Raw genomic sequence first — 23,155 nt, forward strand, 5'->3', positions numbered from 1 at the left:
CCCGCCGGCTGGGCGGGGCCTTTCAGTGCGGGCCCGGTCGGGCTCGGTGCGGGCGGACTACGCCAGGCGGGTCTGCAGGTTGTCGGCGATCGCGGCCAGGAATTCCTCGGTGGTGAGGTAGGCCTGGTCGGGGCCCACGAGCAGCGCCAGGTCCTTGGTCATCTTGCCGCTCTCGACGGTCTTCACGACCACATCCTCGAGGGTGTGCGCGAACTCGGCGAGCGCCGGGTTGCTGTCGAGCTTGGCGCGGTGCGACAGGCCGCGGGTCCACGCGTAGATCGACGCGATCGGGTTGGTGGAGGTGGGCTTGCCCTGCTGGTGCTGGCGGTAGTGCCGGGTCACGGTGCCGTGAGCGGCCTCGGCCTCGACGACGCTGCCGTCGGGGGTGGAGAGCACGCTGGTCATCAGGCCGAGCGAGCCGAAGCCCTGCGCCACGGTGTCGGACTGCACGTCGCCGTCGTAGTTCTTGCAGGCCCAGACGTAGCCGCCCTCCCACTTCATGGCGGATGCGACCATGTCGTCGATGAGACGGTGTTCGTAGGTGAGACCGGCGGCCTCGAAACGGTCCTTGAACTCGGTGTCGAAGATCTCCTGGAAGATGTCCTTGAACCGGCCGTCGTAGGCCTTGAGGATGGTGTTCTTGGTGGACAGGTAGACCGGGTAGTTGCGCTCGAGACCGTAGTTGAGCGAGGCCCGGGCGAAGTCGATGATCGACTTGTCCAGGTTGTACATGCCCATCGCCACACCGCTGCCCGGCGCCTGGAAGACCTCGAACTGCTGCGGGTCGCCGCCATCCTTCGGGGTGAAAGTCATGGTGAGGGTGCCTTCGCCCTCGAAGCGGAAGTTGGTGGCACGGTACTGGTCGCCGAACGCGTGGCGGCCGATGATGATGGGCTTGTTCCAGCCCGGCACCAGGCGCGGGATGTTGGAGATGATGATGGGCTCACGGAAGATGGTGCCGCCGAGGATGTTGCGGATGGTGCCGTTGGGCGAGGCCCACATCTTCTTCAGGCCGAATTCCTCGACGCGGGCCTCGTCGGGCGTGATGGTCGCGCACTTCACGCCGACGCCGTGCTTCTGGATGGCGTGGGCCGCGTCGATCGTGATCTGGTCGTCGGTCTCGTCACGCTTCTGGATCGACAGGTCGTAGTACTCGAGGTCGATGTCGAGATACGGGTGGATGAGGGTGTCCTTGATGGCCTGCCAGATGATGCGCGTCATCTCGTCCCCGTCGAGCTCGACGACAGTACCTGCAACCTTGATCTTCGACAATGGATTCTCCTCAGTGAGTCGGGGCATGGGGCCGTGGACAATCCTAGCCGAGCGCGATAACTCTCTCGACATCGAGAGACTTCGGCAGCGGAGCCACCCCCGTCCGTTTGTCCGTCAGAAACCCGACTATCTGCCGCCGCGGGCGGGCGATAGCCTTGGGTTATGCCTGAACTCCGACTTGAAGAACTGTCCGCGCGCAACATCGTCGCGGCCAATAACCTGAGCCTCAAGCCTGGTCAGGAGCAATTCATCGCCCCGGTCTCGTACTCGGTGGCGGCGTCCGTGATCAACCCGGCCACCGCCTGGCAGCGTGTGGTGGTACTCGACGGCCAGGTCGCCGGGTTCATCCACGGCAATTTCGACCCGGAGTCCGCCCAGGAGGAATTCCGGGCCTGCATCTGGCGCATCAACGTCGACGCTGAGGCGCAGGGCATGGGCGTGGGCAAGTTCGCCGCAGAGGCCCTCGCCGAGGAGGCCCGGCACCGCGGTTTCGACCGCATCACGGTGATCTGGGAACCCGGCGAGGACGGCCCGGAGGCGTTCTTCCACCGCATCGGCTTCACCGACATCGGTGAGACCGAGTTCGGCGAGGTCATCGGCGCGCTCGCCCTCTAACCCGTGCGCCTCAACCCGGCCAGCCCGTTCGTCGCCGCGGTGCTCGAGATTGTGGAGTCCATCCCGGCCGGTCAGGTGATGACCTACGGTGACGTCGCCGCCACCCTCGGCTCCCGCGCCGCCCGGGTGGTGGGCCAGACGATGGCGCAGTTCGGGGCGGATGCGCCGTGGTGGCGGGTGATCCGCGCCGGAGGTCTCCCACCGACCGGCCATGAGGCCAGGGCCTTGGCGCACTACCGGGCCGAACAGACACCGCTGCTGCCCGGCGCCGGGCCGGACACTGAGCCGGACACCGCGTACCGGATCGATCTCAGCCGAGCGCGCTGGCGTCCCTGACCGTTCCCACCTCGGCCAGGTCCGGCGCCGGATGCATCATGCCGGGCTCGTCCAGGAGCGCCTGCCAGTGCGCCACGAGCGCCGGCTGGTCGATGCCCAGCACACCCACCGGCCGGCCGCCACGGCGGTAGACGGCCACGAGGTCTCCGGTGTCGACCCCGCCGGCCTCGACCGAGATCTGCTCGGTGCCGGTCAGCCGGCCGGCGAACTGCACGCGCACACCGGCCTGCTCCGAGGCCACCCGGCCGGGCGTCAGCGCCGCGCCGGCGTCGACGCCCAGGAGCGCCGCCATGGCGATGGCCGACCGGTTGCGGGTGTCGCTCCAGTGCGGGATCCGCCGGTGCTGCCCGGTGACCGGGTCCAGCCACGCCGCACAATCGCCCACGGCCACGACCCCGGGCACCGAGGTGGCGCCGGCGGCATCGCACACGACACCGCCGCGCAGGTCGAGGCCGGCGTCGCCGAGCCATCCCGCCAACGGCACGGAGCCGATGTCCAGCAGAACCACGTCGGCGCCGATCTCCTCCCCGGTGCTGAGCCGCACACCCGACACCCAGCCGGGACCGATCAGATCGGCGACCCTGAGGTCGGTGCGCACCGTGGTGCCGCGCCGGGAGTGCAACGCGTAGACGGCGTCGGCGACGGTGCCGCCGAAGGCCGTGCAGAGCGCATCCGTGGTGCTCCCGAGCACCGTCACGTCCAGGCCCATGTCGCGGGCGGTCGACGCCACCTCCAGGCCGACGACGCCGGAGCCGACCACGATCATCCGCGCGCCGGGCAGCAGCTCTTCCCGCAGCGCCAGGGCGTCTTCGACGGTGCGGAGGGTGTGCACGCCGCGGGGCGAGGCCCCGAACCGGCGGGCGGCGGAGCCCGTGGCGATCACGACGGCGTCGGAGTCGAGGGTGCGACCGTTCGCCAGCGTCACCCGGTGCCCGGCCGCATCCAGCGCGACGGCGGCCACGCCCAGGCGCCAGTCGGCGTCGAGGTCCTCGTGGGGAGCCTCGAGGGCGAGCTCGCCGATGGTGGTCTGCCCGGTGAGGAAGCCGCGGCCGAGCGGCGGCCGGTCGTATGGGCGGTGACGTTCGCCGCCGATGACCGTGATCCGGCCGGTGTAGCCGAGCGTGCGCAGGGCGGAGGCGCTCGCGTGCCCGACGACCCCCGCGCCCACGATGGTGACTGAATCCATGCTGGGTGATCCCCCGATCAGACTGGCCGGCGCCTGGGCGGATGCCCCGTTGGCGACGGCTCGGGAACGAGCGTTCTCGTTCAGGCGGTTGTGTTCTCTGGGTCCAGATTCACCGCCCGCCCGGGGAGTGTCAAGCGTGTCAGGCGGGTTCCCGGCGAGTGGTTCGACGCCCTTGACATGCCTGAAACACCGCCGACTCAATCCCCCTCGAATAGGGGACTTTGGTCCTAAAAACCGACCGGACGCATGGATTCCCCGCCCTCCCCCGAGCCGTGAGTTCGGCCCCGAAAACCTCGAGTTTTCGGGGTCAACCTCACGGCTCGCGGGCGGTGTATCGTGCCTGCATGGATACCGCCGACCCGGTGAGCTCGAACCCGGACCACTACAGGGTGCTGTTCGAGAATGAGCGTGTACGCGTGCTCGAGTACCACGACGAGCCCGGAGACGAGACCGCGCCGCACCGGCATCCGGACAGCGTCATGGTCACCCTCAGCGCGTTCCGGCGCCGGCTGTCCAGCGGCGACCGGGTGTTCGACACCGTGCTGGATGCCGGCGACGCCCGCTGGCTGCCCGCCCAAACCCACTCGGGCGAGAACACCGGCGCTACGCCCACCCGGGCGATCTTCGTCGAGCTGCGGGAGCCCTCCCCCCTGGCACCCCCGGAGGTCACTCCCCTGGGTCCGTCCTAGCCCGCGAGCCGTGAGATAAGCCCCGAAAACGTGACGTTTTCGGGGCTTAAGTCACGGCTCGCGGAATTGGGGAAGGGGTTAGACCAGGGACTCCCGCCAGGCGGCGTGCAGGCGGGAGAACCGGCCGGTTCCGGAGATGAGCATGTCGGGGGTGCCGTCCTCCACGATCACGCCGTTCTCCATCACGAGCACCCGGTCGGCGATCGCGACCGTGGAGAGGCGGTGCGCGATGATGACCGCGGTTCGGTCGCTGAGCAGGGTCTGCAACGCCTCCTGCACCAACCGTTCGCTGGGGATGTCGAGCGAGCTGGTGGCCTCGTCGAGGATCAGCACCGCCGGGTCGGCCAGGAACGCCCGCGCGAACGAGATCAGCTGACGCTGACCGGCTGACACCCGGCCGCCGCGCTTGTTCACGTCGGTGTCGTACCCGCCGGGCAGACCCTCGATGAAGTCGTGCGCGCCCACCGCACGGGCGGCCGCCTCGATCTCCGACCGGGTCGCACCCGGCTTGCCGATCGCGATGTTGTCGGCGACGCTCCCGCTGAACAGGTACGCCTCCTGGGTCACCATCACAATGGCCCGGCGCAGGTCCTTGGGGTGCAGGTCGCGCAGGTCAACGCCGTCCAGCAGCACCCGGCCGTGCGACGGGTCGTAGAACCGCGAGATCAGCTTCGCCAGCGTCGACTTGCCCGCACCCGTCGACCCGACCAGGGCGATGGTCTGCCCCGGCTCCAGGGTGAGGTCGAAGGAGGGCAGGATGACGCGGTCGGCCTGGTACTCGAACTGCACGTTCTCGAAGGTCACGGCGCCCGTCGACGTCCACAGGTCCACCGGCGTGACCGGGTCGGGCACGCCCGGCTGCTCCTCGAGCACCCCGGAGATCTTCTCCAGCGCGGCCGCGGCCGACTGGTAGGAGTTGTAGAACATCGCCATCTCCTCCATCGGATCGAAGAAACGGCGGGTGTACAGCAGGGCGGCCAGCAGCGCGCCGATGGCCAGCTGCCCGTCGGCGACGCGGAAGCCACCGACCAGCAGCACCGCGGCGACGGTGACGTTGCCGATCAGGATCAGGCCCGGATCGAACACCCCGAACAACTGGATGACACGAGCGTTGACCATCCGGTAGGTCTCGACGAGCGTGCCGAACACGCGCTCGTTGCGGGGCTCGGTGCGGAATGCCTTGACCGCGCGGATGCCGGTCATGGTCTCGACGAACTGCACGATCAGGCTCGCCGACGCCGTGCGGGACTGGCGGAACAGGTGCTGCGAACGCACCTGGAACCAACGGGTGAGCGCGAGCAACGGCACCAGCGCCACAAGCAGGACCAGGCCGCTCACCCCGTCGAGGGTGACCAGGGCGATGGCGGTGAACACCATGTAGAGCAGGCCCTGCACGAGCTGGTTGATGCCGGAGTCCAGCAGTTCGCGGATCGCATCCAGGTCGCTGGTCTGGCGGGAGATGATGCGTCCCGACGTGTACGACTCGTGGAACTCGAGGCTGAGCCTCTGGGTCTGCAGGAACACGCGCTTCCGCAGGTCGATCAGCACGGCCTGGCTGATCCGCGCGGACAGCACGGTGTACCAGGCGATCAGCAGGGCCCCGGTGATGCCGGTGACGAGGTAGATCGCCCCGGTCGCCGCCAGTGGCACCCAGTCCTGGTTGAGCAGGGCGGGCAGGCCCTTGTCGATGCCGTAGGCGATCAGCGCGGGGCCGGCCACCTGCGCGGCGGTGGACACGACGACCACGAGCATCGCCACGACCACCGACCAGCGCACCGGGAACAACAGCGAGCCGAGCAGGCGCAGCGAACGACCGCGGATCTGCGCGCTCTCCGCTTTGGTGTAGTCGATGCGTTCTTCGCCCTCGACGCCGGTGACACTCACAGTGCTTCCTCCGCTCGCTTGGACTCTCGTCGTTCTTCGTCTTCCAGGCTGGAAATCACGAAGGTGTAGTGCGGGCTCGACGCCAGCAACTCTGAATGCGTGCCGACCGCGGTGACCCGGCCGTTCTCCAGCAGGGCCACCCGGTCGGCGAGCATCACCGTGGACGGCCGGTGCGCCACGATCAGCGCCGTGGTCTTCACGAGCACCCGGCGGAGCGCCGCTTCCACGAGCGATTCGGTGTTCACGTCGAGCGCCGAGAGCGGGTCGTCGAGCACGAGCACGGCGGGCGCCGCGGCCACGGCGCGGGCCAGCGCCACGCGCTGCCGTTGCCCGCCGGACAGGCTCATGCCCTCCTCGCCGACAAGAGTGTCGACACCGTCGGGCAGGTCGTGCACGAACCCCGCCTGGGCGATATCCAGCGCCTCGGCCAGCACCGCGTCGGCCTCCGGGCTGCGCTCGGCGAACTCCGGCCGGCCGAGCAGCACGTTGTCGCGCACGGATGCCGAGAACAGGGTTGCATCCTCGAACGCCATGGCGATGTGGCGGCGCAGCTCGTCGCGGCGGAGCGCACGCACGTCGACCCCGTCGAGGGTCACCGAGCCATCCGTCACGTCGTAGAGCCGGGTGGTGAGAGCGGTCAGGGTGGACTTGCCGGAGCCGGTGAGCCCCACCAGCGCCATGGTCTCGCCCGGTTCCAGCACCAGGTCGATGCCGTCGAGCAGGTCGGGGAAGCGTTCAGGCGAGTCCGCGTACCGGAAGTGCACATTCTCGAAGGCCAACCGGCCGCGCGGGGTGGTGATGGTGACCGGGCGGGGCGGGTCGGTGATGGTGTTCGGGGTGTCGAGGATGTCGAAGAACCTGTCGGTGGCGGTACGGGTGTCGAAGGTCATCGAGAGCAGGAACCCTATCGACTCGACCGGGAAGCGCAGCACGGTGGCGGTGGCGAAGAACGCCACCAGCTCGCCGACGCTGAGCTGGCCCTGGCTGGTGAGCCAGACGCCGGAGACCAGGCAGAGCGCGAACGCGACGTCGGGCACGAGCAGCAGCCACAGCCAGATGCCGGCGATGGCGCGGGCCTTCTCGATCTCGGTGCCGCGCAGCTCCTCGGCCTGGTTGGCGAAGCTCTTCAGCGCGAAACTGCCGCGGCCGAACGCCTTGAGCACCCGGATGCCGTGCACGGATTCCTCGACGGCGGTCGCCAGGTCACCGGACTGGTCCTGGCTGCGCCGGGCGATCACCGAGTACTTCTCCTCGAAGACGTAGCCGTAGATCCAGATCGGGATCGAGCAGACCAGGAAGATCAGGCCGAGGATCCAGTTCATCGACACGAGAATCACGACGCCGACGAGGATCGTGAGGAAGTTGACCACGAGCAGCACCAGACCGAACGAGATCCAGCGGCGGATCATGTTGAGGTCGCTGATGGCGCGGGAGAGCAACTGCCCGCTCGGCCAGCGGTCGTGGAAGGTCACGGGCAGGTCCTGCAGCCGGGCGTAGAGGGCGTTGCGCATCCGGGACTCGATGTGGGTGCCCGGCACGAGCACGAACCAGCGGCGCAGCGCGATCATCACGGCTTCGAGCACGCCGAGGCCCAGCACCGTGAGCACGGCGGGCCAGATCGGCGCGGTGTCGCCCTGGCTGAGGGCGCCGTCGACGAGCTGCTGCAGCACCTGCGGGATGGCGAGGGCCACCAGCGAGGCGAGCAGCGCCGCGAGCATGCCCAGACCCAGGCGCGGCAGGGCGGCCTTGGCGTACGGGTAGAGCCGCAGCAGGGTGCGGAGGGTGTTCGTTCGTGCGGCCGGTGTGGCCGAGACGTGTGGCGGATGCTGTGGGGCGGTGGTGGTCATGAGTCGTTCCTGGCTGGACCCCGACGGCGCTGATCGCCGGTGGGGTGGATGATGCGTACTGAGTCGGTGCGGGACCTACGGCAGAGCCGATGGCGGTGCCCGGTGCTGGCGCGGTGGGACCGCGTCCGAGAGGCGGCGCTAGGGCTCCCGCCGATATGTGCGGGCCCGCGACGGGCGCGGGCTGTGGGGTCTCTGGCCGAACGCCTAGGCGGAGGCGGGCCGGAGTGCCGGGGCGGCCAAGACAAGGGCAGCGCCGGTCGCAATCGTTGCGAGCATGGTGCGAGCTGTCTTAGTCATGTCGGCCTCCTGAGCGCGTCGAGTCATCGTCTTGTGCCCCCCTGATCAGGCAGCCTTTCAGGATACGGGAAAGCATTCGGGCGGCGCAAGCCTCAATTTCGGCCGGCGGAACCCCGTGCTCAGCGCACCCGCACGCTCAGGCAGGTGACGCAGCCCTCGAGCTTCTCGAACTCGGTGATGTCCACGGTCACGGTGCGGTAGCCGAGCCCGGTGAGCAGCGCCGTGGTGAGCGGGGCGGCGGCCGACAGCAGCAGGGTGGTCTCGTCGAGCAGCACCACGGCGGTGCCCTCGGCCTCGGGCACTGGCAGGAAACTGTCGAACAGGGCGGGGTCGTCGACAAGGGGCAGGTAGCCGATGATGGTGCCGTCCGGCAGCGCGGTGACGGCGGTCTTGAGGTGCAGGGCGCGGGTGACGGGAACCGGGACGACGGTGTAGCCGAGCGGTTCGACGATGGCGGCGAGTTGCCGGGCGCCGGCGGCGTTGGTGCGCAGGCTCTGGCCCACGTAGACGGTGCGGCCCACCTTGAGCACGTCGCCGCCGTCGAGGGTTCCCGGCAGCTCGAGGCTGTGCACGGTGAGGCCGAGCGCCCGCACGGCGGCCTCGGCGCCGGCCGTCTCCCCGCGCCGGCTGGGCGCACCGGGGCTGGAGAGCACGGCGGTGTCGCCGAACAGAATCACGGCGTCTTCGATGAACACCGAATCTGGCTGCCCGGGGGCCGGCTCCACCTCGGTGGTCGCCCAGCCCTCCCCCTGCAGCGCCGCGACGTAGCCGGCCCACTGCGCCCTGGCCAGGTCGAGGTCGATCGGCCGGCGTTCGATGTGGGTGATCTGCCCCGCGGCGAGGCTGTCGGCGGGCCGGCGAACCAGGGCACGTTTGCCGGCGCCCATCGGCGTCGTAGCGGCGGGGCGGCCAGAGTCACCGGAGGATGTCATGCGCACAGCCTAAAACACGGGTCAACTGTTGCCCGTGCGGACTTCTGCGCCCGGCGTACCGGACGCAGAAGTCCGCACCGGACGCAGAAGGTGCCCCGTCAGATTCGGCGCGAGCGAGTTGCCGCAAAGCGCCCCTTCAGCGGTCGCGAAGGGGAGATACGCCCTACCTCGACGAGGGACGCATCCGCCACTTGCCGCAAAGTGCCCCTTCGGATGCCGCCAGAGGGCGATGTGCCGCAACTCGGCGCGTGCGCTGGTTAGCGCGGCGCGGGCAGGGACTCGGGGGCGTCGGCCCAGTCCTGCACGGTGATCGATTCGGTGAAGTGCTGGGCGCGCTCCTTGCCGCTCTCGTCGCCGGAGAACAGGCCGACGGGCTCGATGACCTCGCGCTCGGGCTTGCGGGTACGGGACGCGCGCACGGGCTTGGCCTCGGGCTCCTGGCGCACCTCGACGCGGTTCATCGGCAGGGCGTCAGGGTTCTCGGCGTTGACCCAGTCGATGAGGTTCTCGCGCACGAGGCAGCGCAGGTCGAACAGGGTGGGGGCGTCCTGCGCGGTCACGAGCACGCGTACGCGCACGTAGCCGCCCACGGCATCCGTCACCTGCAGCACCACGGCCCGGCCGTCCCAGAGGTCGGTCTTCGCGACGATGCGGTTGAGCTCCTCGCGCATGCCGGCGGGGTTGACGCGCCAGTCCAGGTCGAACTCGATGGCGCCGAGCAGTTCGCTGTTGTGCCGGGTCCAGTTCTGGAACGGGGTGGTGGTGAAGTAGGTGGACGGCAGCACCATGCGCCGGTCGTCCCAGATGTGCACAACGATGTAGGTGAGGGTGATCTCCTCGATCTTGCCCCACTCGTTCTCGACGATGACGACGTCGTCGACGCGCAGCGCGTTGTTGAACGCGAGCTGCATGCCGGCGAAGATATTCGCCAGGGTGGACTGGGCGGCGAGGCCGGCCACGACGCTGAGCAGGCCGGCGGAGGCGAACAGGCTCGCGCCGACGGTGGCCGCGCCGGGGATGCTCAGCAGCACGGTGCCGATGGCGCAGATGATGAGGATCACGATGCCGATGCGCCGCATCATGCGCAGCTGCGTGCGCACCCGGCGGGCAACCCGGTTGTCGCGCACGTCGATGCGGTACCGGTTGGCGGCCATCTCTTCGGCGTAGTACAGCAGGGCGCAGAGCAACCAGGTGGCGCTGCCGATGAACAATGCCCGGAAGATGAAGCCCACCACGGTGTCCCAGTCGGCGGGCACATCGAGGTAGCCGGCCACGGCCAGCCAGAGCGCACCGATCAGCACGGTCATGCGGAAGGGAACCCGGATGAGCTGCACGAGCACCCGTGCCCAGCCCTTGCGCCTACCGACGAGGCGGAAGACGAAGGCGACGATCGCGGTGATGGCGAGGGCGAGGACGATCGCCGCGAGAGCGGCAACCGGGAAGGCGGGCAGGGACAGCCCGAGAACATCGATCACAAGTGGCCTTTCCGTGTCAGGTCAATGAATGTCTGCAACGGCGGTGTCACGTGGTTGACCTGCAATCATGGCAGACCCGACTGGGAGGACCATCAGAAAAGACACACGCCGGGTGCCGCATCCGTCGATCGGATGCGACGCCCGGCGTCGGAAACACTGTGTCAGTGGAAGAAGTGACGCTCCCCGGTGAAGTACATCGACACTCCGGCGGCCGTCGCCGCGGCGATGACCTCCTCGTCGCGCACCGAACCGCCGGGCTGCACGACCGCGGTCACGCCGGCCTCCAGCAGCACCTCGAGGCCGTCGGCGAAGGGGAAGAACGCGTCGGACGCGGCGACGGCGCCCTCGGCCCGGTCACCGGCCCGACTCACGGCCAAGTGGCAGGAGTCCACCCGGTTGACCTGGCCCATGCCCACGCCAACGGATGCGCCGGCGTGCGCCAGCAGGATCGCGTTCGACTTCACCGCGCGGCAGGCCTTCCAGGCGAACTCGAGGTCGGCGCGGGTCGCGGCGTCCACCTCGGGGCCGGAGACCAGGCGCCACGCGTCGGTGTCGAGCGTGTCGAAGGTGTCGGTCTCCTGCACGAGCAGGCCCCCGGAGATCTGGCGGAGCTCCAGCGACGAGCGGCGGTAGTCGGCCGGCAGCTCAAGCAGGCGGATGTTCTTCTTGGCGCTGAGCAGCTCGAACGCGGCCGGCTCGAACCCGGGCGCCACGAGCACCTCGGTGAAGATCTGGCTCACGGTCTCGGCCATGCCCAGGGTGACGACACGGTTGGCGGCGATGACCCCGCCGAACGCCGACACCGGGTCGCAATCGTGCGCGCGGTGGTGGGCGGACGCGATGGCGTCGGGCGCCTTGGGGTTGGCGACGGCGATGCCGCACGGGTTGGCGTGCTTGATGATGGCCACGGCCGGTTCGGCGAAGTCGAACGCGGCGCGCACGGCGGCATCCGCGTCGACGTAGTTGTTGTACGACATCTCCTTGCCGTGCAGCTGCACGGCCTGGGCGATGCCCTGTCCGCCCTCGCCGAGGTACAGTGCGGCGGCCTGGTGCGAGTTCTCGCCGTAGCGAAGCACTGTGGCGCGGGTGGCTTCGATTGCGAGGGTGTCCGGGAAGCGCGGGTCTTCGTCCGCTGCGCCGCCGACGATGGCGTCGAACGCCTCGAGGATCTCTTCGCCGAGCGACTCGGAGTCGTCCTGCCACTGGTCGTAGACGTTCTCGGTGAACCACGCGGACACGCTCAGGTCGTAGTTGGCGGTGTGCTCGAACGCGAGCGAAGCCAGCTTCTGGCGCAGGCGCAGTGTGCTGCCGCCGGCGGCGACCGCGGCGATGATCTCGGGGTAGTCCTCCGGGTCGACGACGATGGCCACGTTGGGGTGGTTCTTGGCGGATGCGCGCACCAGCGCCGGTCCGCCGATGTCGATCTGCTCGATCACGCCGGCGGGCTCGGCGCCGGACTCGACGGTCTCGACGAACGGGTACAGGTTCACGACCACGAGCTGGAACGGCGCGATCGACAGGTCGGCGAGCTGGTTCTCGTGCGCCTCGAGGCGGAGGTCGGCGAGGATACCGGCGTGAACGCTCGGGTGCAGGGTCTTCACCCGGCCGTCGAGCGACTCCGGGAATCCGGTGACGGCGGAGACATCCGTGACGTCGTGGCCGGCCTCGCGGATGGTGGCGGCGGTGGAGCCGGTGGAGACCATCTCGACGCCGGCGGCGGCGAGGGCGTTGGCCAGTTCGACCAGCCCGGTCTTGTCGGAGACCGAGATCAGCGCGCGCTGCACGGGAATGACGTCCCGGTCGCGGTAGAGGCTCCGGGCGTTGGTGTGACCGCTCATATGGGGGAATGCTCCTTGAGATCGACGTGTCCGTTGGCGATGTCGAGCACGGCCTGCACGAGCAGGCGGCGTTCGACGAGTTTGATGCGGTCGTGCAGCGAGTCCTGGGTGTCGCCGGGATGCACCGGCACCCGTTCCTGGCTCACGATCGGTCCGTCGTCGACTCCGTTGTCCACGACGATGATGCTGGCGCCGGTCTGGCTGGCCCCGGCGGCGAGCGCGTCGCGCACCCCGTGGGCGCCGGGGAACTCGGGCAGGTAGGCGGGGTGCGTGTTGATCAGGTGCGGCGACAGCGCGGAGACCACTCGCGGCGGCAGCAGGCGCATGAAGCCGCTGAGCACGGTGAGGTCGGGCTGCCACTGCTGCACCTGCTCCAACAGCGCGTCACCCCAGGCGTCCCGGTCGGGGTACGACGAGAACGGAACCGTGAAGGTGGGGATGCCGAATTCCTCGCCGAGCGCGAGCCCATCGGCGTCCCGGTCGGCGCCGATGGCGACGATCCGGGCGGGGAACTCGGCGTCGCCGGACGCCTCCAGAAGCGCGCGCAGGTTCGAGCCTCCGCCGGAGATCAATACGACCAGTGACAGCACCATCCGAGCCTACCGTTTCGTTGAGACTTCCTCGGCGCGCTTATCCGTGCTCCGGGCCCGACGGCCACCGACGAGCATACCGAGTGCGGCGGCGATGCCCACCTCCACGAACGTGAGCACCCCGACGAGCAGCGGGTTCGGGCCGACGTCGGCGAGGCGCCCCGGTCCCATCGCTCCGGCCGACCACCAGGCGAGCAGGCCGAGCAGGATGCCGGCGACGACGCCGGTGAGCGCCCCGGTCACGAGCATCGGGACCGGCCCGTGCGGCGCGTTGGCGCGTTTGTCCAGGCCCTGGCGCACGAGCACAGCCACCACGAAGCCGATCAGCACGGGCACGAGCAGGCCGAGGAAGCCGAACTCGAGGGTGCCGTGCGGCAGCGCGCCGAACAGCGGCAGTCCGGGCACCGCAGCGAGGGAGGTGCCGAGCGGGCTGACGCTGCTGCCGGTGCCGAGCGCGATGCCGGGGCCGACGAACCAGCTGGCCGCCCAGACGACGAGGTTGGGGATGAAGGCGAGCTGGCCGATGGTGAGGCTGATGCCGCCCATCACGTCGGCCTGCAGGGTCTCGTAGAGTCCGATCACGGTGGCGAAGTTGGCCAGCACCGACACGAACACGGCCAGACCGGAGACCACCATGATGCCGGCGACCGTGGCAGCGCCGGCGCGCAGCGCGGCGACGAGCTGGCTGCGCACCTCGGCGGGGATCCGGCCCAGCAGGTCGGCGAGCGGGCGGGCGGCCCAGCCGGGAAGCACGGTGCCGGCCGCGCGGGGCGACCCGGATGCGCCGATCAGCACGCCGAGGGCGAAGACCAGGGTGGGCAGCAGAACCCCTTGCACGGGCGCGGGGGTGACGACGACGGTTCCGGCGGAGTAGGTGAGCAGCGCCGCGAGCAGTCCGTAGCTGAGGATGGCCACGCCGGCCGCGGTGAGACGGTAGTCGGTGGTTGCGGCACGGCGGCCGGTGCGCACGCCGAGCAGCACCGCGAGCACGGCGAAGCCGAGCAGCGCGATGGTGAGGCTGAACGGGGCCTCGGCGCCGGCCAGGCCCAGCGAGGTGGTCACGTCGACGGGCAGTTGCACGGCCAGGTCCACGCCGTTGCCGAGCAGCCAGACGTCCACGGCGGCCCGCCAGAACACGAACCAGTCGATTCCCAGGCCGTAGTGGGTGCCCCAGAGGATGGTGAGCGGCACGAGGGCGATGCCCACGCCGATGGCGACGACAATGAGCGCCTCGAGCGCGGCGAGCAGGGCAGTCGTTATACGGTTCATATTCGAGAGGGAGCTTATCGTTGCCGGGCTGCGCGGCAGCCGTACCCCGCCGGGGAGCGGCGGAATCCGCCGGGCAATCCGCAGCGGACAGCGCGCCGGTCCCGGCGAGGTTCCGGTCAGATTCCGCCGTCCACCGACCGCGGCACCGGCAGGTCGTCGTCCGGCACGAGCACCGCGGTGTCCCGGTTGAGCGATTCACCGCGGAAGAACGGCCGGGAGCCGGCGAAGAACGACCAGACGATCATCAGCACGACGCCGGCCAGCAGCGACCCGACCCCCACCACGAAGACACCGCCGATGCCGAAGAGCACCGTGTAGCCGTAGTCCGGGTCGAGCATGTCGATCACGGAGAACACGAATGCCGCGGTGAGCAGCAGCGACCCGATCAACGGGAAGACGAAACGCATCCAGGCGTTGCGCCAACTGGTGAACAGGTCGCGTCGGAAGTACCAGACGCAGGCGTACCCCGTGATGGCGTAGTAGAAGGCGATGGCCAGACCGAGCGAGAGGATGGTGTCGTTGAGGATATTCGAGCTCACCAGGGTCATGCCCACGTAGAAGCCCACCGCCACGACACCCATGATGAACGTCGAGAACGACGGGGTCTGGAACCGCGGGTGCACCCGCGCGAACCGGCGCGGCAGCGCCTTGTACACGGCCATGGCCAGGGTGCCGCGGGCTGTGGGCAGGATGGTGGTCTGGGTGGACGAGATCGCCGAGATCATCACCGCGGCCACCAGCAGCCACGCCCAGGGCCCGAACACGGCGTCTTTCAGGGCGAAGAACACGTCATCGGCGTTGCCCTCGTTGCCCAGGCCCAGCCCCGTGCTGCCCAGCCCGGCGTAAGCCATTGCCGCTACGGCGACGCCCACATAGGTGACCAGCAGGATGAGGGTGGTGAGCACGGCGGCCTGCCCCGGGATGCGTTTGGGGTCGCGGGTCTCCTCGTTGAGGGACAGGCAGGTGTCCCAGCCCCAGTAGATGAACAGCGCCAGCAGCACCCCCTCCACCAGCCCGGGGAAGGAGGTGAGCGCGAACGGGTTGAACCAGTCGGCCTGAGGCACCGTGGAACCGGCCGGGGCGCTGCCGTCGAACACCGACCAGAGCGTGAACACCGTGAACAGGATCAGCGCCAGGTACTGGAAACCCAGCAGCACGTTCTGCAGCCGCTCGCCGATTTCCAGCCCGCGATAGCTCACCCACACCATCAGGGCGATGAACACCACCCCGGTGAGGGTCACGACGAGCTCGTTCTCGGCCAGGTCGGGCGCCACCAGCAACCAGAAGTAGATCCCGGCGATCTGGGCCAGGTTGCCGAGTACGACGATGCCGGCCACGGCCACGCCCCAGCCGCCCATCCAGCCCACCCAGGGGCCGAACGCCTTGGTCGCCCAGGTGAACGTCGTGCCGCAGTCGGGGATGTCCCGGTTCAGCTCCCGGTAGGCGAACGCCACCAGCAGCATGGGGATGAACGCGATCACGAACACGACCGGCGCCTGCGCGCCCACGGCGAGCACCACGAAGCCGAGCGTCGCGGCCAGGGAGTACACCGGTGCGGTGGAGGCCAGCCCGATGACAGTGGAGCCGAACAGGCCCAGGGTGCCGGTGGCGAGGCCCTTGCCCTCCGACGGGGATGGCTCCGGCCGCACCGGAACCGTGGCGTCGTTGCGAGACATGCTCCTCCGATCGGGCGTCGACGTCCTGGCCCGACGGTGCCCGGCCGACCGGGGCCGGCCGGGCGCATCCGTCGATTGCGGGCATGATACTCGCCGCCCCGGGCACGAGAAAGGGCCCGCCGGTCGGCGGGCCCTTCATCGGATGGTGCGGTTACAGCGCGGCGAGCACCTCGCGCAGCAGGGTCGCGGTCTCGCTCGGCGTCTTGCCGACCTTGACCCCGGCGGCCTCGAGGGCCTCCTTCTTGCCCTGCGCGGTTCCGGCGCCGTCGGAGACGATGGCGCCGGCGTGGCCCATGGTCTTGCCTTCGGGGGCGGTGAACCCGGCCACGTAGCCCACGACGGGCTTGGTGACGTGTTCCTTGATGTACGCGGCAGCCTTCTCTTCGGCGTCGCCGCCGATCTCGCCGATCATCACGATCGCGAGGGTCTCCGGGTCGGCCTCGAACGCGGCGAGCGCGTCGATGTGGGTGGTGCCGATGATGGGGTCGCCGCCGATGCCGATGGCGGTGGAGAAGCCCAGGTCACGCAGCTCGTACATCATCTGGTAGGTCAGGGTGCCCGACTTGGAGACCAGGCCGACCGGGCCCTTGCCGGTGATGTTCGCCGGCGTGATGCCCACGAGCGCCTCACCGGGGGTGATGATGCCGGGGCAGTTCGGCCCGATGATGCGGGTCTTGTTGCCCTTCTCCTGGGCGTAGGCCCAGAACTCGGCGGAGTCCTGCACGGGCACGCCCTCGGTGATGATCACGAGCAGGCCGATTTCGGCGTCGATCGCTTCGATGACGGCGTCCTTGGTGAACGCCGGCGGCACGAACGCGATGGAGACATCCGCGCCGGTCTTCGCCATCGCCTCGGCGACCGTGCCGAAGACGGGCAGTTCGACGTCACCGTGGGTGACGGTGGTGCCGGCCTTGCGGGCGTTGACGCCGCCGACGATCTGGGTGCCGGCCTTGAGCATCAGGGCGGTGTGCTTGGTGCCCTCGCCGCCGGTGATGCCCTGAACGATGACCTTGGAGTCCTTGTTGAGGAAGATAGACATTCTCTTGGGTTCCCTTACTTCGCGGCGTAGGCGAGTTCGGCGGCCTTGGCGGCGCCCTCGTCCATGGTGGCGGCCAGCGTGACCAGCGGGTGGTTGGCCTCGTTGAGGATGCGGCGGCCTTCCTCGACGTTGTTGCCGTCGAGGCGCACGACCAGCGGCTTGTTGGCGGCGTCGCCGAGGGTGGCGAGCGCGCCGACGATGCCGTGGGCGACGGCGTCGCAGGCGGTGATACCGCCGAAGACGTTGACGAAGACGCTCTTCACCTGCGGGTCGCCGAGGATCACGTCGAGGCCGGCGGCCATGACGGCAGCGGATGCTCCGCCGCCGATGTCGAGGAAGTTGGCCGGCTTGACGCCGCCGAAGTCCTCGCCGGCGTAGGCGACCACGTCGAGGGTCGACATGACGAGCCCGGCACCGTTGCCGATGATGCCGACCTCACCGTCGAGCTTCACGTAGTTCAGGTCGTTCTGCTTGGCCTTGGCCTCGAGCGGGTCCGCGGCGGCCTTGTCTTCGAGCTCGGCGTGGCCCGGGTGGCGGAAGCCGGCGTTCTCGTCGATGGTGACCTTGCCGTCGAGGGCGATGATGTCGCCCTCGTCAGTGAGGACCAGCGGGTTGACCTCCACGAGGGTGGCGTCCTCGCCCGTGAAGACGTTGTACAGCTGCACGAACACCGGGGCGACCTTGTCGACCAGCTCGGCGGGGAACTTGGCCTGAACGGCGATCTCCTTGGCCGTGGCCAGGTCGATGCCGGCGTTCGGGTCGATCGCCACGTAAGCGAGCGCGTCGGGCTTCTCCACCGCGAGAACCTCGATCTCCACGCCGCCCTCGTAGCTGGCGAGTGAGAGGTAGGAGCGGTTGGACCGGTCCAGCAGCACCGAGAAGTAGAACTCCTGCTTGATGCGGGCTCCCCCGGCGACCATCACCCGGTGCACGGTGTGCCCCTTGATGTCCAGGCCCAGGATGGCGCGCCCGGCGGCTTCGGCCTCATCCGGGGTCTTGGCGACCTTGACGCCGCCGGCCTTGCCGCGGCCGCCGACCTTGACCTGCGCCTTGACGACGACGACACCGCCGAGCTTCTCGGCCGCGGCGCGCACCTCCTCGGGAGTGTCTGCGACGATGCCCGGCAGAACCGGGACTCCATACTGCTCAAACAGGTCTCTGGCCTGGTATTCGTAAAGATCCACGCTGCTCTTCCAATCCGCGTCATAGCGTTCCGTGCATGGGGTGTGGGTGGTCGGCCTCCCCGGCGCGAAACTAGCTCGACGTCGAGAGATACTGACCCTGTCAAACTCTACCTTCTCAGATCGGCGGCCGAGCTCGCTGGTCGAGCCTGTCGAGACCCGCCTACCGAACGCCATTTCGGGAGAACGCACGGTGTGCGCGAGGAACGAGCGTGTTTTCTTCCGAAACGAGCGGATGCCGATGCCCGTATTCTGGAGACATGCCGTATCGCAATTCCAGCCCCGCCCTCATTTCGCTCGCGGCCGGCCTGGATGCGGCCCTGCTACTGCTGTTCGTGGTGATCGGGCGGGCCAGCCACGGTGAGGGTCTCTGGGGTGTGCTGGGCACCTGGTGGCCGTTCTTGGGCGGCTTGCTCGTTGGCTGGCTTGTGCTGCGGGCCTGGCGGACGCCCCTGCAGATCGTGTGGACCGGACTGGGCGTCTGGCTGATCACCGTCGTGGTGGGCATGCTGCTGCGGGTGGCCAGCGGCCAGGGCGTGCAGCTCAGCTTCGTCATCGTCACCGTCCTGGTGATCGGCGTGTTCCTGCTCGGCTGGCGCGCGATCGCCCTCCTCACGCGCCGCCTGCGCGGTCGCACGGCAGGCACGGATGCGGTTCGGGGCGGCAGCCTATAACCCCGAACGGTGACCAACCCGTGGCCGGCATCCGCAGACGCCTCACCAGGTTTCGACAAGCTCAACAAACGACACGGGCACGACCTCGACACCCGCGCCGGTCGAGCCCGTCGAGACCCCGCAAGACAACCCCGCAAACGCCTGGCCGGCATCCGCAGACACCTCACCAGGCTTCGACACGCTCAACCAACGACACGGGCACGACCTCGACCCACCCGCTGGTCGAGCTTGTCGAGACCCCGCGAGACAGCGTCGCCAACGGATGGCCGGCATCCGCAGACGCGTCACCAGGTTTCGACAAGCTCAACCAACGAGACGGGAACGACCGCCCCTAACGGTCGAGGTCGTCCTCATCGTTGTCGGTCTCGTCGTCGCCGAGGTCGACGAGCCGGTTGTCGGCGTCGTCGCCCCACTCGTCGGCGGTGTCCATGTCGGTGGCGGCGGTGTCTTCCTCGTCGGGGAGCAGGTCCTCGTCTTCGGGGATCTCCAGGTCGTCGACCAAGCGGTTGTCATCGAGCGCCTCCGGGTCGTGCGGCCACAGGCCGCCGGAATCGTTGGTCACAATCGAGCCTCCTTCGAAACGTGGACCGACACTGGTGTGAGCGGGGAGCGGGAGAACGGGCGACGGGCGACGGGCGCGCAGGGTTCCCCGGTGCAGCACACCGTACCTGCGTCTGCGACTGCCGACAAGGCGCGGTCGGGAGCCGGTACGGCAGCGAGGAGACCAGCGGAAAGGAGAGCCGGCCGCGGAGGCTCAGCCCGTCGGGGCCGGTCGCCGGGCCGCGGCGCGGGCCAGGCCGGCGCGCGTGATGACCACGATCACGAGGGCGACCGCGCCGCCGAGCGCCGTTTCCACGACCCTGTCGACGAGAAGCTCAGAGACCGACGCCGGGCTGGCCAGGTGGGAGACCGTCAGCGCCAGCGGTGTGATGAACAGCAGGGCGGCGCCGTAGTGCCGGCCGACCAGGATCTCGGCGCCGAACTGGCCGATGCCGATCACGAGGATCAGCACCCACATCGGCGGGCCGGGCAGCAGGATCAGCGCGGTGAGCACGACTCCGGCGACGGTGCCGAAGATGCGGTGGAAGGCACGGGAGGTGGAGTGCCTGGCGCCGGGCGGCGGCAGCACGGCCACCACGCTCACCACGGCCCAGTACGGATGCCCGATGCCCGCCAGTATCGCCAGGCCGCCGGCCACGAGCACCCCCACGAGCATCTGCGCGATCGAGAGCCAGACCAGCCGGTCGCGGTACGCGGCCCGGTTGATCCGGGGGCGCCGGGGCAACGCCTTGAACAGCGCGGCGGAGCGCTCCGGCGCGGCCTTGCGCACGGCCCAGCCCGACATGGTGACGAGCCAGGCGAACGCGGCGCCGGCCGCCCCCACGAGCAGACTCGGCAGCACGTCGCCGGGTTCAGTGGGCACCTGCGCGCACACCGTGTAAGCGAACACGAAGAACAGCGGTGTGCCGGGGAACAGCCCGGTGCTGCTGATCAGCAGCACCCCGAGCACGATCACGGCCATCAGACCGAGCGTGAGCAGCGCCAGCGGCGCGCCGATGGCGGCCATCACGAGCCCGAAGCCGATGCTGCCGAGCATCCCGACCGCCGCGATGCTCACGGAGCGGGCCCGTAGCCGGTACGGTTCGCCGCGCCCGAACAGCGCGGTCATGCCGCCGAAGGTGGCGTACACCGCCCAGTCGACACGGCCGGCGATCACCAGCACGATGAGGGGAACCACCATCGCGAGCGTCGCCCGGCTGGCCACCTCCAGGTCGAGGGCGCGCACCGACCGCGCCCACTGCCTCAGGGATTCGGGCCGGGCGGGCGCATCCGCTGAATCGTCGTGGTGCGGGCCGGTCACTCGATCTTCTCGATCGGGGCGATCTTGATCAGCAGCTTCTTCGCCCCGCTCGTGTCGAACTGTACGTGCGCGATGCGCTTGGTGCCTTCACCGGTGACCTGGTTCACCCGGCCGTCGCCGAAGTCCACGTGACGGATGCGGTCGCCCGCGTTGAGGGTGAGGTCGCCGTTGTCACGCACCTGCGCGGTGACCCGGTTGGCCCACTCGGTCTTTGGCTTGGGCGCGGGCGGCAGCTGGCCGGGCGTGCCGCTGCGGGAGCCGAAGCCGCCGCCGTCCCTGCGGGCGTTGAGCGCCCGCGGCTGCGTGCCGCCCCGGGAGTTGGCCATGCCGGGCGACTGCTTCCAATCGATCAGCGTCGCCGGGATCTCCTGCAGGTAGCGGCTGGGCATGGCCACGTTCACCTCGCCGAACTGGGCGCGGGTCATCGCCAGCGACAGGTACAGCCGCTGCCGGGCGCGGGTGATGCCCACGTAGAACAGGCGCCGTTCCTCGGCCGGGCCGCCGGGCTCGCCGGCCGACATCTGGTGCGGCAGCAGCCCCTCCTCGACGCCGGTGAGGAACACGGCCTCGTACTCGAGGCCCTTGGCGGTGTGCAGCGTCATCAGCGATACCGTGCCGGAGGCGTCGTCGAGGTCGTCGGCGGCGGCGACAAGCGACACCTGGGTGAGGAAGTCGACCAGGCCGGCGTCGGGGTTCTCCCGGTTGAAGTCCTTGGTCTGGGCGACGAGCTCCTCGATGTTCTCCGCCCGCACCTCGTCCTGCGCGTCGCGGCTGGCCCGCAGCACGGCGAGCAGGCCGCTTTCGGCGAGCAGGAAGCTGAGCAGGTCGCTGACGTTGGAGGCTCCGGCCGGGTTTTCCGGATCCATCATGAGCGCGGCCGAGTCGAGCAGGGTGGCCAGCTGCAGGATGGCGCCGGTCACCTTGGGGCCGAGCCCCAGGCCGCCGGAGTCGCGCATGGCCTGCCGGAAGGTGATGCCGTTCGTCTCGGCGAAGCTGGCCAGCTGGGTTTCGGTGGCCGGGCCGATGCCGCGCTTGGGGGTGTTCAGGATCCGGCGGAGCGCCAACTCGTCTTGCGGGTTGGCGACCGCGATGAGGTACGCCAGCGCATCCTTGATCTCGGCGCGTTCGTAGAACTTGGTGCCGCCGACGACCCGGTACGGCACCGCGGCCCGCACCAGGATCTCTTCCAGCGCACGGGTCTGCGCGTTGGTGCGATAGAACACGGCCATGTCGCGGTAGGCCATGCCCTTCTGGTGCAGCACCTCGATCTCGTCGGCCACGAACTGGGCCTCGTCGTGCCCGTTGTACGCGGTGTAGCCCACGATCTTCTCGCCGTCGCCGCCGGCGCTCCAGAGCCGCTTCTCCCGGCGGTCGAAGTTGTTGCCGATCACGGCGTTCGCGGCGGAGAGGATGTTCTGGGTGGAGCGGTAGTTCTGCTCGAGCAGGATCACCTTGGTACCGGGGAAGTCCCGTTCGAACTCGGTGATGTTGCGGCTGGAGGCGCCACGGAAGGCGTAGATGGACTGGTCGGAGTCGCCGACGACGGTGAGGCTCGCACCGGGGATCTGGCCGGAGGCATCCTGCAGGTTCTTGACGTGCAGGCCCTGATCCTCCATGTCATCGGCGAGTTCGGCGTCGACCGGGCGGGTGAGCTCCCGCACCAGGGCGTACTGGGCGTGGTTGGTGTCCTGGTATTCGTCGACCAGGATGTGCCGGAACCGGCGCCGGTACAGCGCCGCGACCTTGGGGAAGGCCCGGAACAGGAACACCGTCTCGCCGATCAGGTCGTCGAAGTCGAGGGCGCTGGCCGCCCGGAGGCGCCGGGTGTACTGGCGGAAGATCTCGACGAACATGACCTCCTGCGGGTCGCTCATGTTCGCGTTGCGAGCGTAGGAATCGACATCCGCCAGCTCGTTCTTGAGCTTGGAGATCTTGGAGGCGACGTTGCCGGGGGTGAAACCGAGGGTGTCGGCGTCGAGCTGCTTGATGATGCGCTTGATCGTGACTTTGCTGTCGGCGGAGTCGTAGATGCTGAAGTTGGTCGACAGGCCCGCGCTCTCGGCCTCGCGGCGCAGGATGCGCACACAGGAGGAGTGGAAGGTGCTGATCCACATGCCGTCAGAGGCCTGGCCGAGCAGGGCCTTGACCCGTTCGCGCATCTCGGCGGCGGCCTTGTTGGTGAAGGTGATTGCGAGGATCTGGCTGGGCCAGGCCTCGCGGCTCTCGATCAGGCCGGCCACCCGACGGGTGAGCACACTGGTCTTGCCGGAGCCGGCGCCGGCCACGATGAGCAGGGCGGGCCCGCGGTACTTCACGGCCTCGAGCTGCTGCGGGTTGAGTCCGTCGAACAACGGGCTCTGGTACGAGTCGTCGGCACCGGTGCTGCCGGAGCCGATCGGTCCGCGGCCGTCCAGGATGATCGGGGTCGCCGACGACCTGGGTGCGGGGGTGTTGGGCAGGTCTGAGGACAATGTCATGGCCAGCCAATTCTAGG

General features: G+C 69.3%; 19 protein-coding genes. 4 read left to right on the top strand and 15 right to left on the bottom strand.

The features are described 5' to 3' along the window. Window positions 1-57: 57 nt before the first annotated feature. Window positions 58-1,272: an NADP-dependent isocitrate dehydrogenase gene (locus tag BJQ94_RS15090; RefSeq protein ID WP_265401313.1), complete on the bottom strand. Its 1,215-nt coding sequence runs from the start codon at window positions 1,270-1,272 to the stop codon at window positions 58-60. Between the two features lie 162 nt (window positions 1,273-1,434). Here BJQ94_RS15090 and BJQ94_RS15095 point away from each other — a divergent pair, with 162 nt between their 5' ends. Beyond that, the gene (locus BJQ94_RS15095) at window positions 1,435-1,887 is read left to right on the top strand and encodes a GNAT family N-acetyltransferase (protein WP_265401314.1); all 453 of its coding nucleotides are present in this window, start codon (window positions 1,435-1,437) and stop codon (window positions 1,885-1,887) included. 3 nt (window positions 1,888-1,890) lie between these two features. Beyond that, complete coding sequence (locus BJQ94_RS15100; protein ID WP_265401315.1) at window positions 1,891-2,223, top strand: MGMT family protein; 333 nt, start codon at window positions 1,891-1,893, stop codon at window positions 2,221-2,223. Here the strand turns inward: BJQ94_RS15100 and BJQ94_RS15105 are convergent. After that, window positions 2,198-3,409, bottom strand: coding sequence for an FAD-dependent oxidoreductase (locus BJQ94_RS15105; RefSeq protein ID WP_265401316.1), 1,212 nt, complete (start codon window positions 3,407-3,409; stop codon window positions 2,198-2,200). The genes BJQ94_RS15100 and BJQ94_RS15105 overlap by 26 nt on opposite strands. Window positions 3,410-3,753: 344 nt before the next feature. Between BJQ94_RS15105 and BJQ94_RS15110 the strand changes: the two genes are divergently transcribed. Then, window positions 3,754-4,098, top strand: coding sequence for a cytoplasmic protein (locus BJQ94_RS15110; protein ID WP_265401317.1), 345 nt, complete (start codon window positions 3,754-3,756; stop codon window positions 4,096-4,098). Window positions 4,099-4,176: 78 nt separating this feature from the next. Here BJQ94_RS15110 and BJQ94_RS15115 read toward each other — a convergent pair whose 3' ends face one another. The 10 genes from BJQ94_RS15115 to sucC all read right to left on the bottom strand — a co-directional run bounded on the left by BJQ94_RS15115 (window position 4,177) and on the right by sucC (window position 18,129). After that, window positions 4,177-5,982 carry an ABC transporter ATP-binding protein gene (locus BJQ94_RS15115; RefSeq protein ID WP_265401318.1) on the bottom strand — a complete coding sequence of 602 codons (1,806 nt, stop codon included), beginning with the start codon at window positions 5,980-5,982 and terminating at the stop codon, window positions 4,177-4,179. Continuing rightward, entirely contained in the window at window positions 5,979-7,829 is a 1,851-nt protein-coding gene (locus BJQ94_RS15120; protein ID WP_265401319.1) for an ABC transporter ATP-binding protein, read from the bottom strand. Before BJQ94_RS15120 ends, BJQ94_RS15115 begins: the two co-directional genes overlap by 4 nt. Before the next feature lie 416 nt (window positions 7,830-8,245). After that, window positions 8,246-9,058 (bottom strand): dimethylargininase, encoded by an 813-nt coding sequence (gene ddaH / locus BJQ94_RS15125; protein WP_275875507.1) that lies wholly within the window; start codon window positions 9,056-9,058, stop codon window positions 8,246-8,248. Between the two features lie 257 nt (window positions 9,059-9,315). After that, a complete protein-coding gene (locus BJQ94_RS15130) occupies window positions 9,316-10,533 on the bottom strand; it encodes a mechanosensitive ion channel domain-containing protein (RefSeq protein ID WP_265401320.1) in 1,218 nt (405 codons plus the stop codon). 161 nt (window positions 10,534-10,694) lie between these two features. Continuing rightward, the gene (gene purH / locus BJQ94_RS15135) at window positions 10,695-12,371 is read right to left on the bottom strand and encodes a bifunctional phosphoribosylaminoimidazolecarboxamide formyltransferase/IMP cyclohydrolase (RefSeq protein ID WP_265401321.1); all 1,677 of its coding nucleotides are present in this window, start codon (window positions 12,369-12,371) and stop codon (window positions 10,695-10,697) included. Then, window positions 12,368-12,961: a phosphoribosylglycinamide formyltransferase gene (purN, locus tag BJQ94_RS15140; RefSeq protein WP_265401364.1), complete on the bottom strand. Its 594-nt coding sequence runs from the start codon at window positions 12,959-12,961 to the stop codon at window positions 12,368-12,370. Before purN ends, purH begins: the two co-directional genes overlap by 4 nt. A 9-nt stretch (window positions 12,962-12,970) precedes the next feature. Then, entirely contained in the window at window positions 12,971-14,230 is a 1,260-nt protein-coding gene (locus BJQ94_RS15145; RefSeq protein WP_265401322.1) for a DUF6350 family protein, read from the bottom strand. A gap of 116 nt (window positions 14,231-14,346) precedes the next feature. Next, window positions 14,347-15,906 carry an APC family permease gene (locus tag BJQ94_RS15150; protein ID WP_265401323.1) on the bottom strand — a complete coding sequence of 520 codons (1,560 nt, stop codon included), beginning with the start codon at window positions 15,904-15,906 and terminating at the stop codon, window positions 14,347-14,349. Window positions 15,907-16,057: 151 nt separating this feature from the next. Next, complete coding sequence (gene sucD, locus BJQ94_RS15155; protein ID WP_265401324.1) at window positions 16,058-16,945, bottom strand: succinate--CoA ligase subunit alpha; 888 nt, start codon at window positions 16,943-16,945, stop codon at window positions 16,058-16,060. A 14-nt stretch (window positions 16,946-16,959) separates the two neighbouring features. Next, on the bottom strand, window positions 16,960-18,129 hold the full coding sequence (sucC, locus tag BJQ94_RS15160) for an ADP-forming succinate--CoA ligase subunit beta (protein WP_265401325.1): 1,170 nt from the start codon (window positions 18,127-18,129) through the stop codon (window positions 16,960-16,962). Window positions 18,130-18,386: 257 nt separating this feature from the next. Here sucC and BJQ94_RS15165 point away from each other — a divergent pair, with 257 nt between their 5' ends. After that, on the top strand, window positions 18,387-18,800 hold the full coding sequence (locus tag BJQ94_RS15165; protein WP_265401326.1) for a DUF3054 domain-containing protein: 414 nt from the start codon (window positions 18,387-18,389) through the stop codon (window positions 18,798-18,800). A gap of 331 nt (window positions 18,801-19,131) precedes the next feature. Here the strand turns inward: BJQ94_RS15165 and BJQ94_RS15170 are convergent, their stop codons facing one another. The 3 genes from BJQ94_RS15170 to BJQ94_RS15180 form a co-directional block, all read right to left on the bottom strand. Beyond that, window positions 19,132-19,362, bottom strand: coding sequence for a hypothetical protein (locus tag BJQ94_RS15170; protein WP_265401327.1), 231 nt, complete (start codon window positions 19,360-19,362; stop codon window positions 19,132-19,134). A gap of 192 nt (window positions 19,363-19,554) precedes the next feature. Beyond that, window positions 19,555-20,661 carry an FUSC family protein gene (locus BJQ94_RS15175; RefSeq protein ID WP_265401328.1) on the bottom strand — a complete coding sequence of 369 codons (1,107 nt, stop codon included), beginning with the start codon at window positions 20,659-20,661 and terminating at the stop codon, window positions 19,555-19,557. Continuing rightward, a complete protein-coding gene (locus BJQ94_RS15180; RefSeq protein ID WP_265401329.1) occupies window positions 20,658-23,138 on the bottom strand; it encodes a UvrD-helicase domain-containing protein in 2,481 nt (826 codons plus the stop codon). Before BJQ94_RS15180 ends, BJQ94_RS15175 begins: the two co-directional genes overlap by 4 nt. Between the last annotated feature and the right edge of the window lie 17 nt (window positions 23,139-23,155).

Origin of the sequence: Cryobacterium sp. SO2, assembly GCF_026151165.2 — a bacterium.
Lineage (GTDB): Bacteria > Actinomycetota > Actinomycetes > Actinomycetales > Microbacteriaceae > Cryobacterium.

Coding starts and splice junctions, on each gene's coding strand:
- BJQ94_RS15095 (WP_265401314.1), top strand. CDS start 1,435: ATGCCTGAACTCCGACTTGAAGAACTGTCCGCGCGCAACATCGTCGCG.
- BJQ94_RS15105 (WP_265401316.1), bottom strand. CDS start 3,409: ATGGATTCAGTCACCATCGTGGGCGCGGGGGTCGTCGGGCACGCGAGC.
- BJQ94_RS15110 (WP_265401317.1), top strand. CDS start 3,754: ATGGATACCGCCGACCCGGTGAGCTCGAACCCGGACCACTACAGGGTG.
- BJQ94_RS15120 (WP_265401319.1), bottom strand. CDS start 7,829: ATGACCACCACCGCCCCACAGCATCCGCCACACGTCTCGGCCACACCG.
- ddaH (WP_275875507.1), bottom strand. CDS start 9,058: ATGACATCCTCCGGTGACTCTGGCCGCCCCGCCGCTACGACGCCGATG.
- purH (WP_265401321.1), bottom strand. CDS start 12,371: ATGAGCGGTCACACCAACGCCCGGAGCCTCTACCGCGACCGGGACGTC.
- BJQ94_RS15145 (WP_265401322.1), bottom strand. CDS start 14,230: ATGAACCGTATAACGACTGCCCTGCTCGCCGCGCTCGAGGCGCTCATT.
- BJQ94_RS15150 (WP_265401323.1), bottom strand. CDS start 15,906: ATGTCTCGCAACGACGCCACGGTTCCGGTGCGGCCGGAGCCATCCCCG.
- sucD (WP_265401324.1), bottom strand. CDS start 16,945: ATGTCTATCTTCCTCAACAAGGACTCCAAGGTCATCGTTCAGGGCATC.
- BJQ94_RS15165 (WP_265401326.1), top strand. CDS start 18,387: ATGCCGTATCGCAATTCCAGCCCCGCCCTCATTTCGCTCGCGGCCGGC.
- BJQ94_RS15180 (WP_265401329.1), bottom strand. CDS start 23,138: ATGACATTGTCCTCAGACCTGCCCAACACCCCCGCACCCAGGTCGTCG.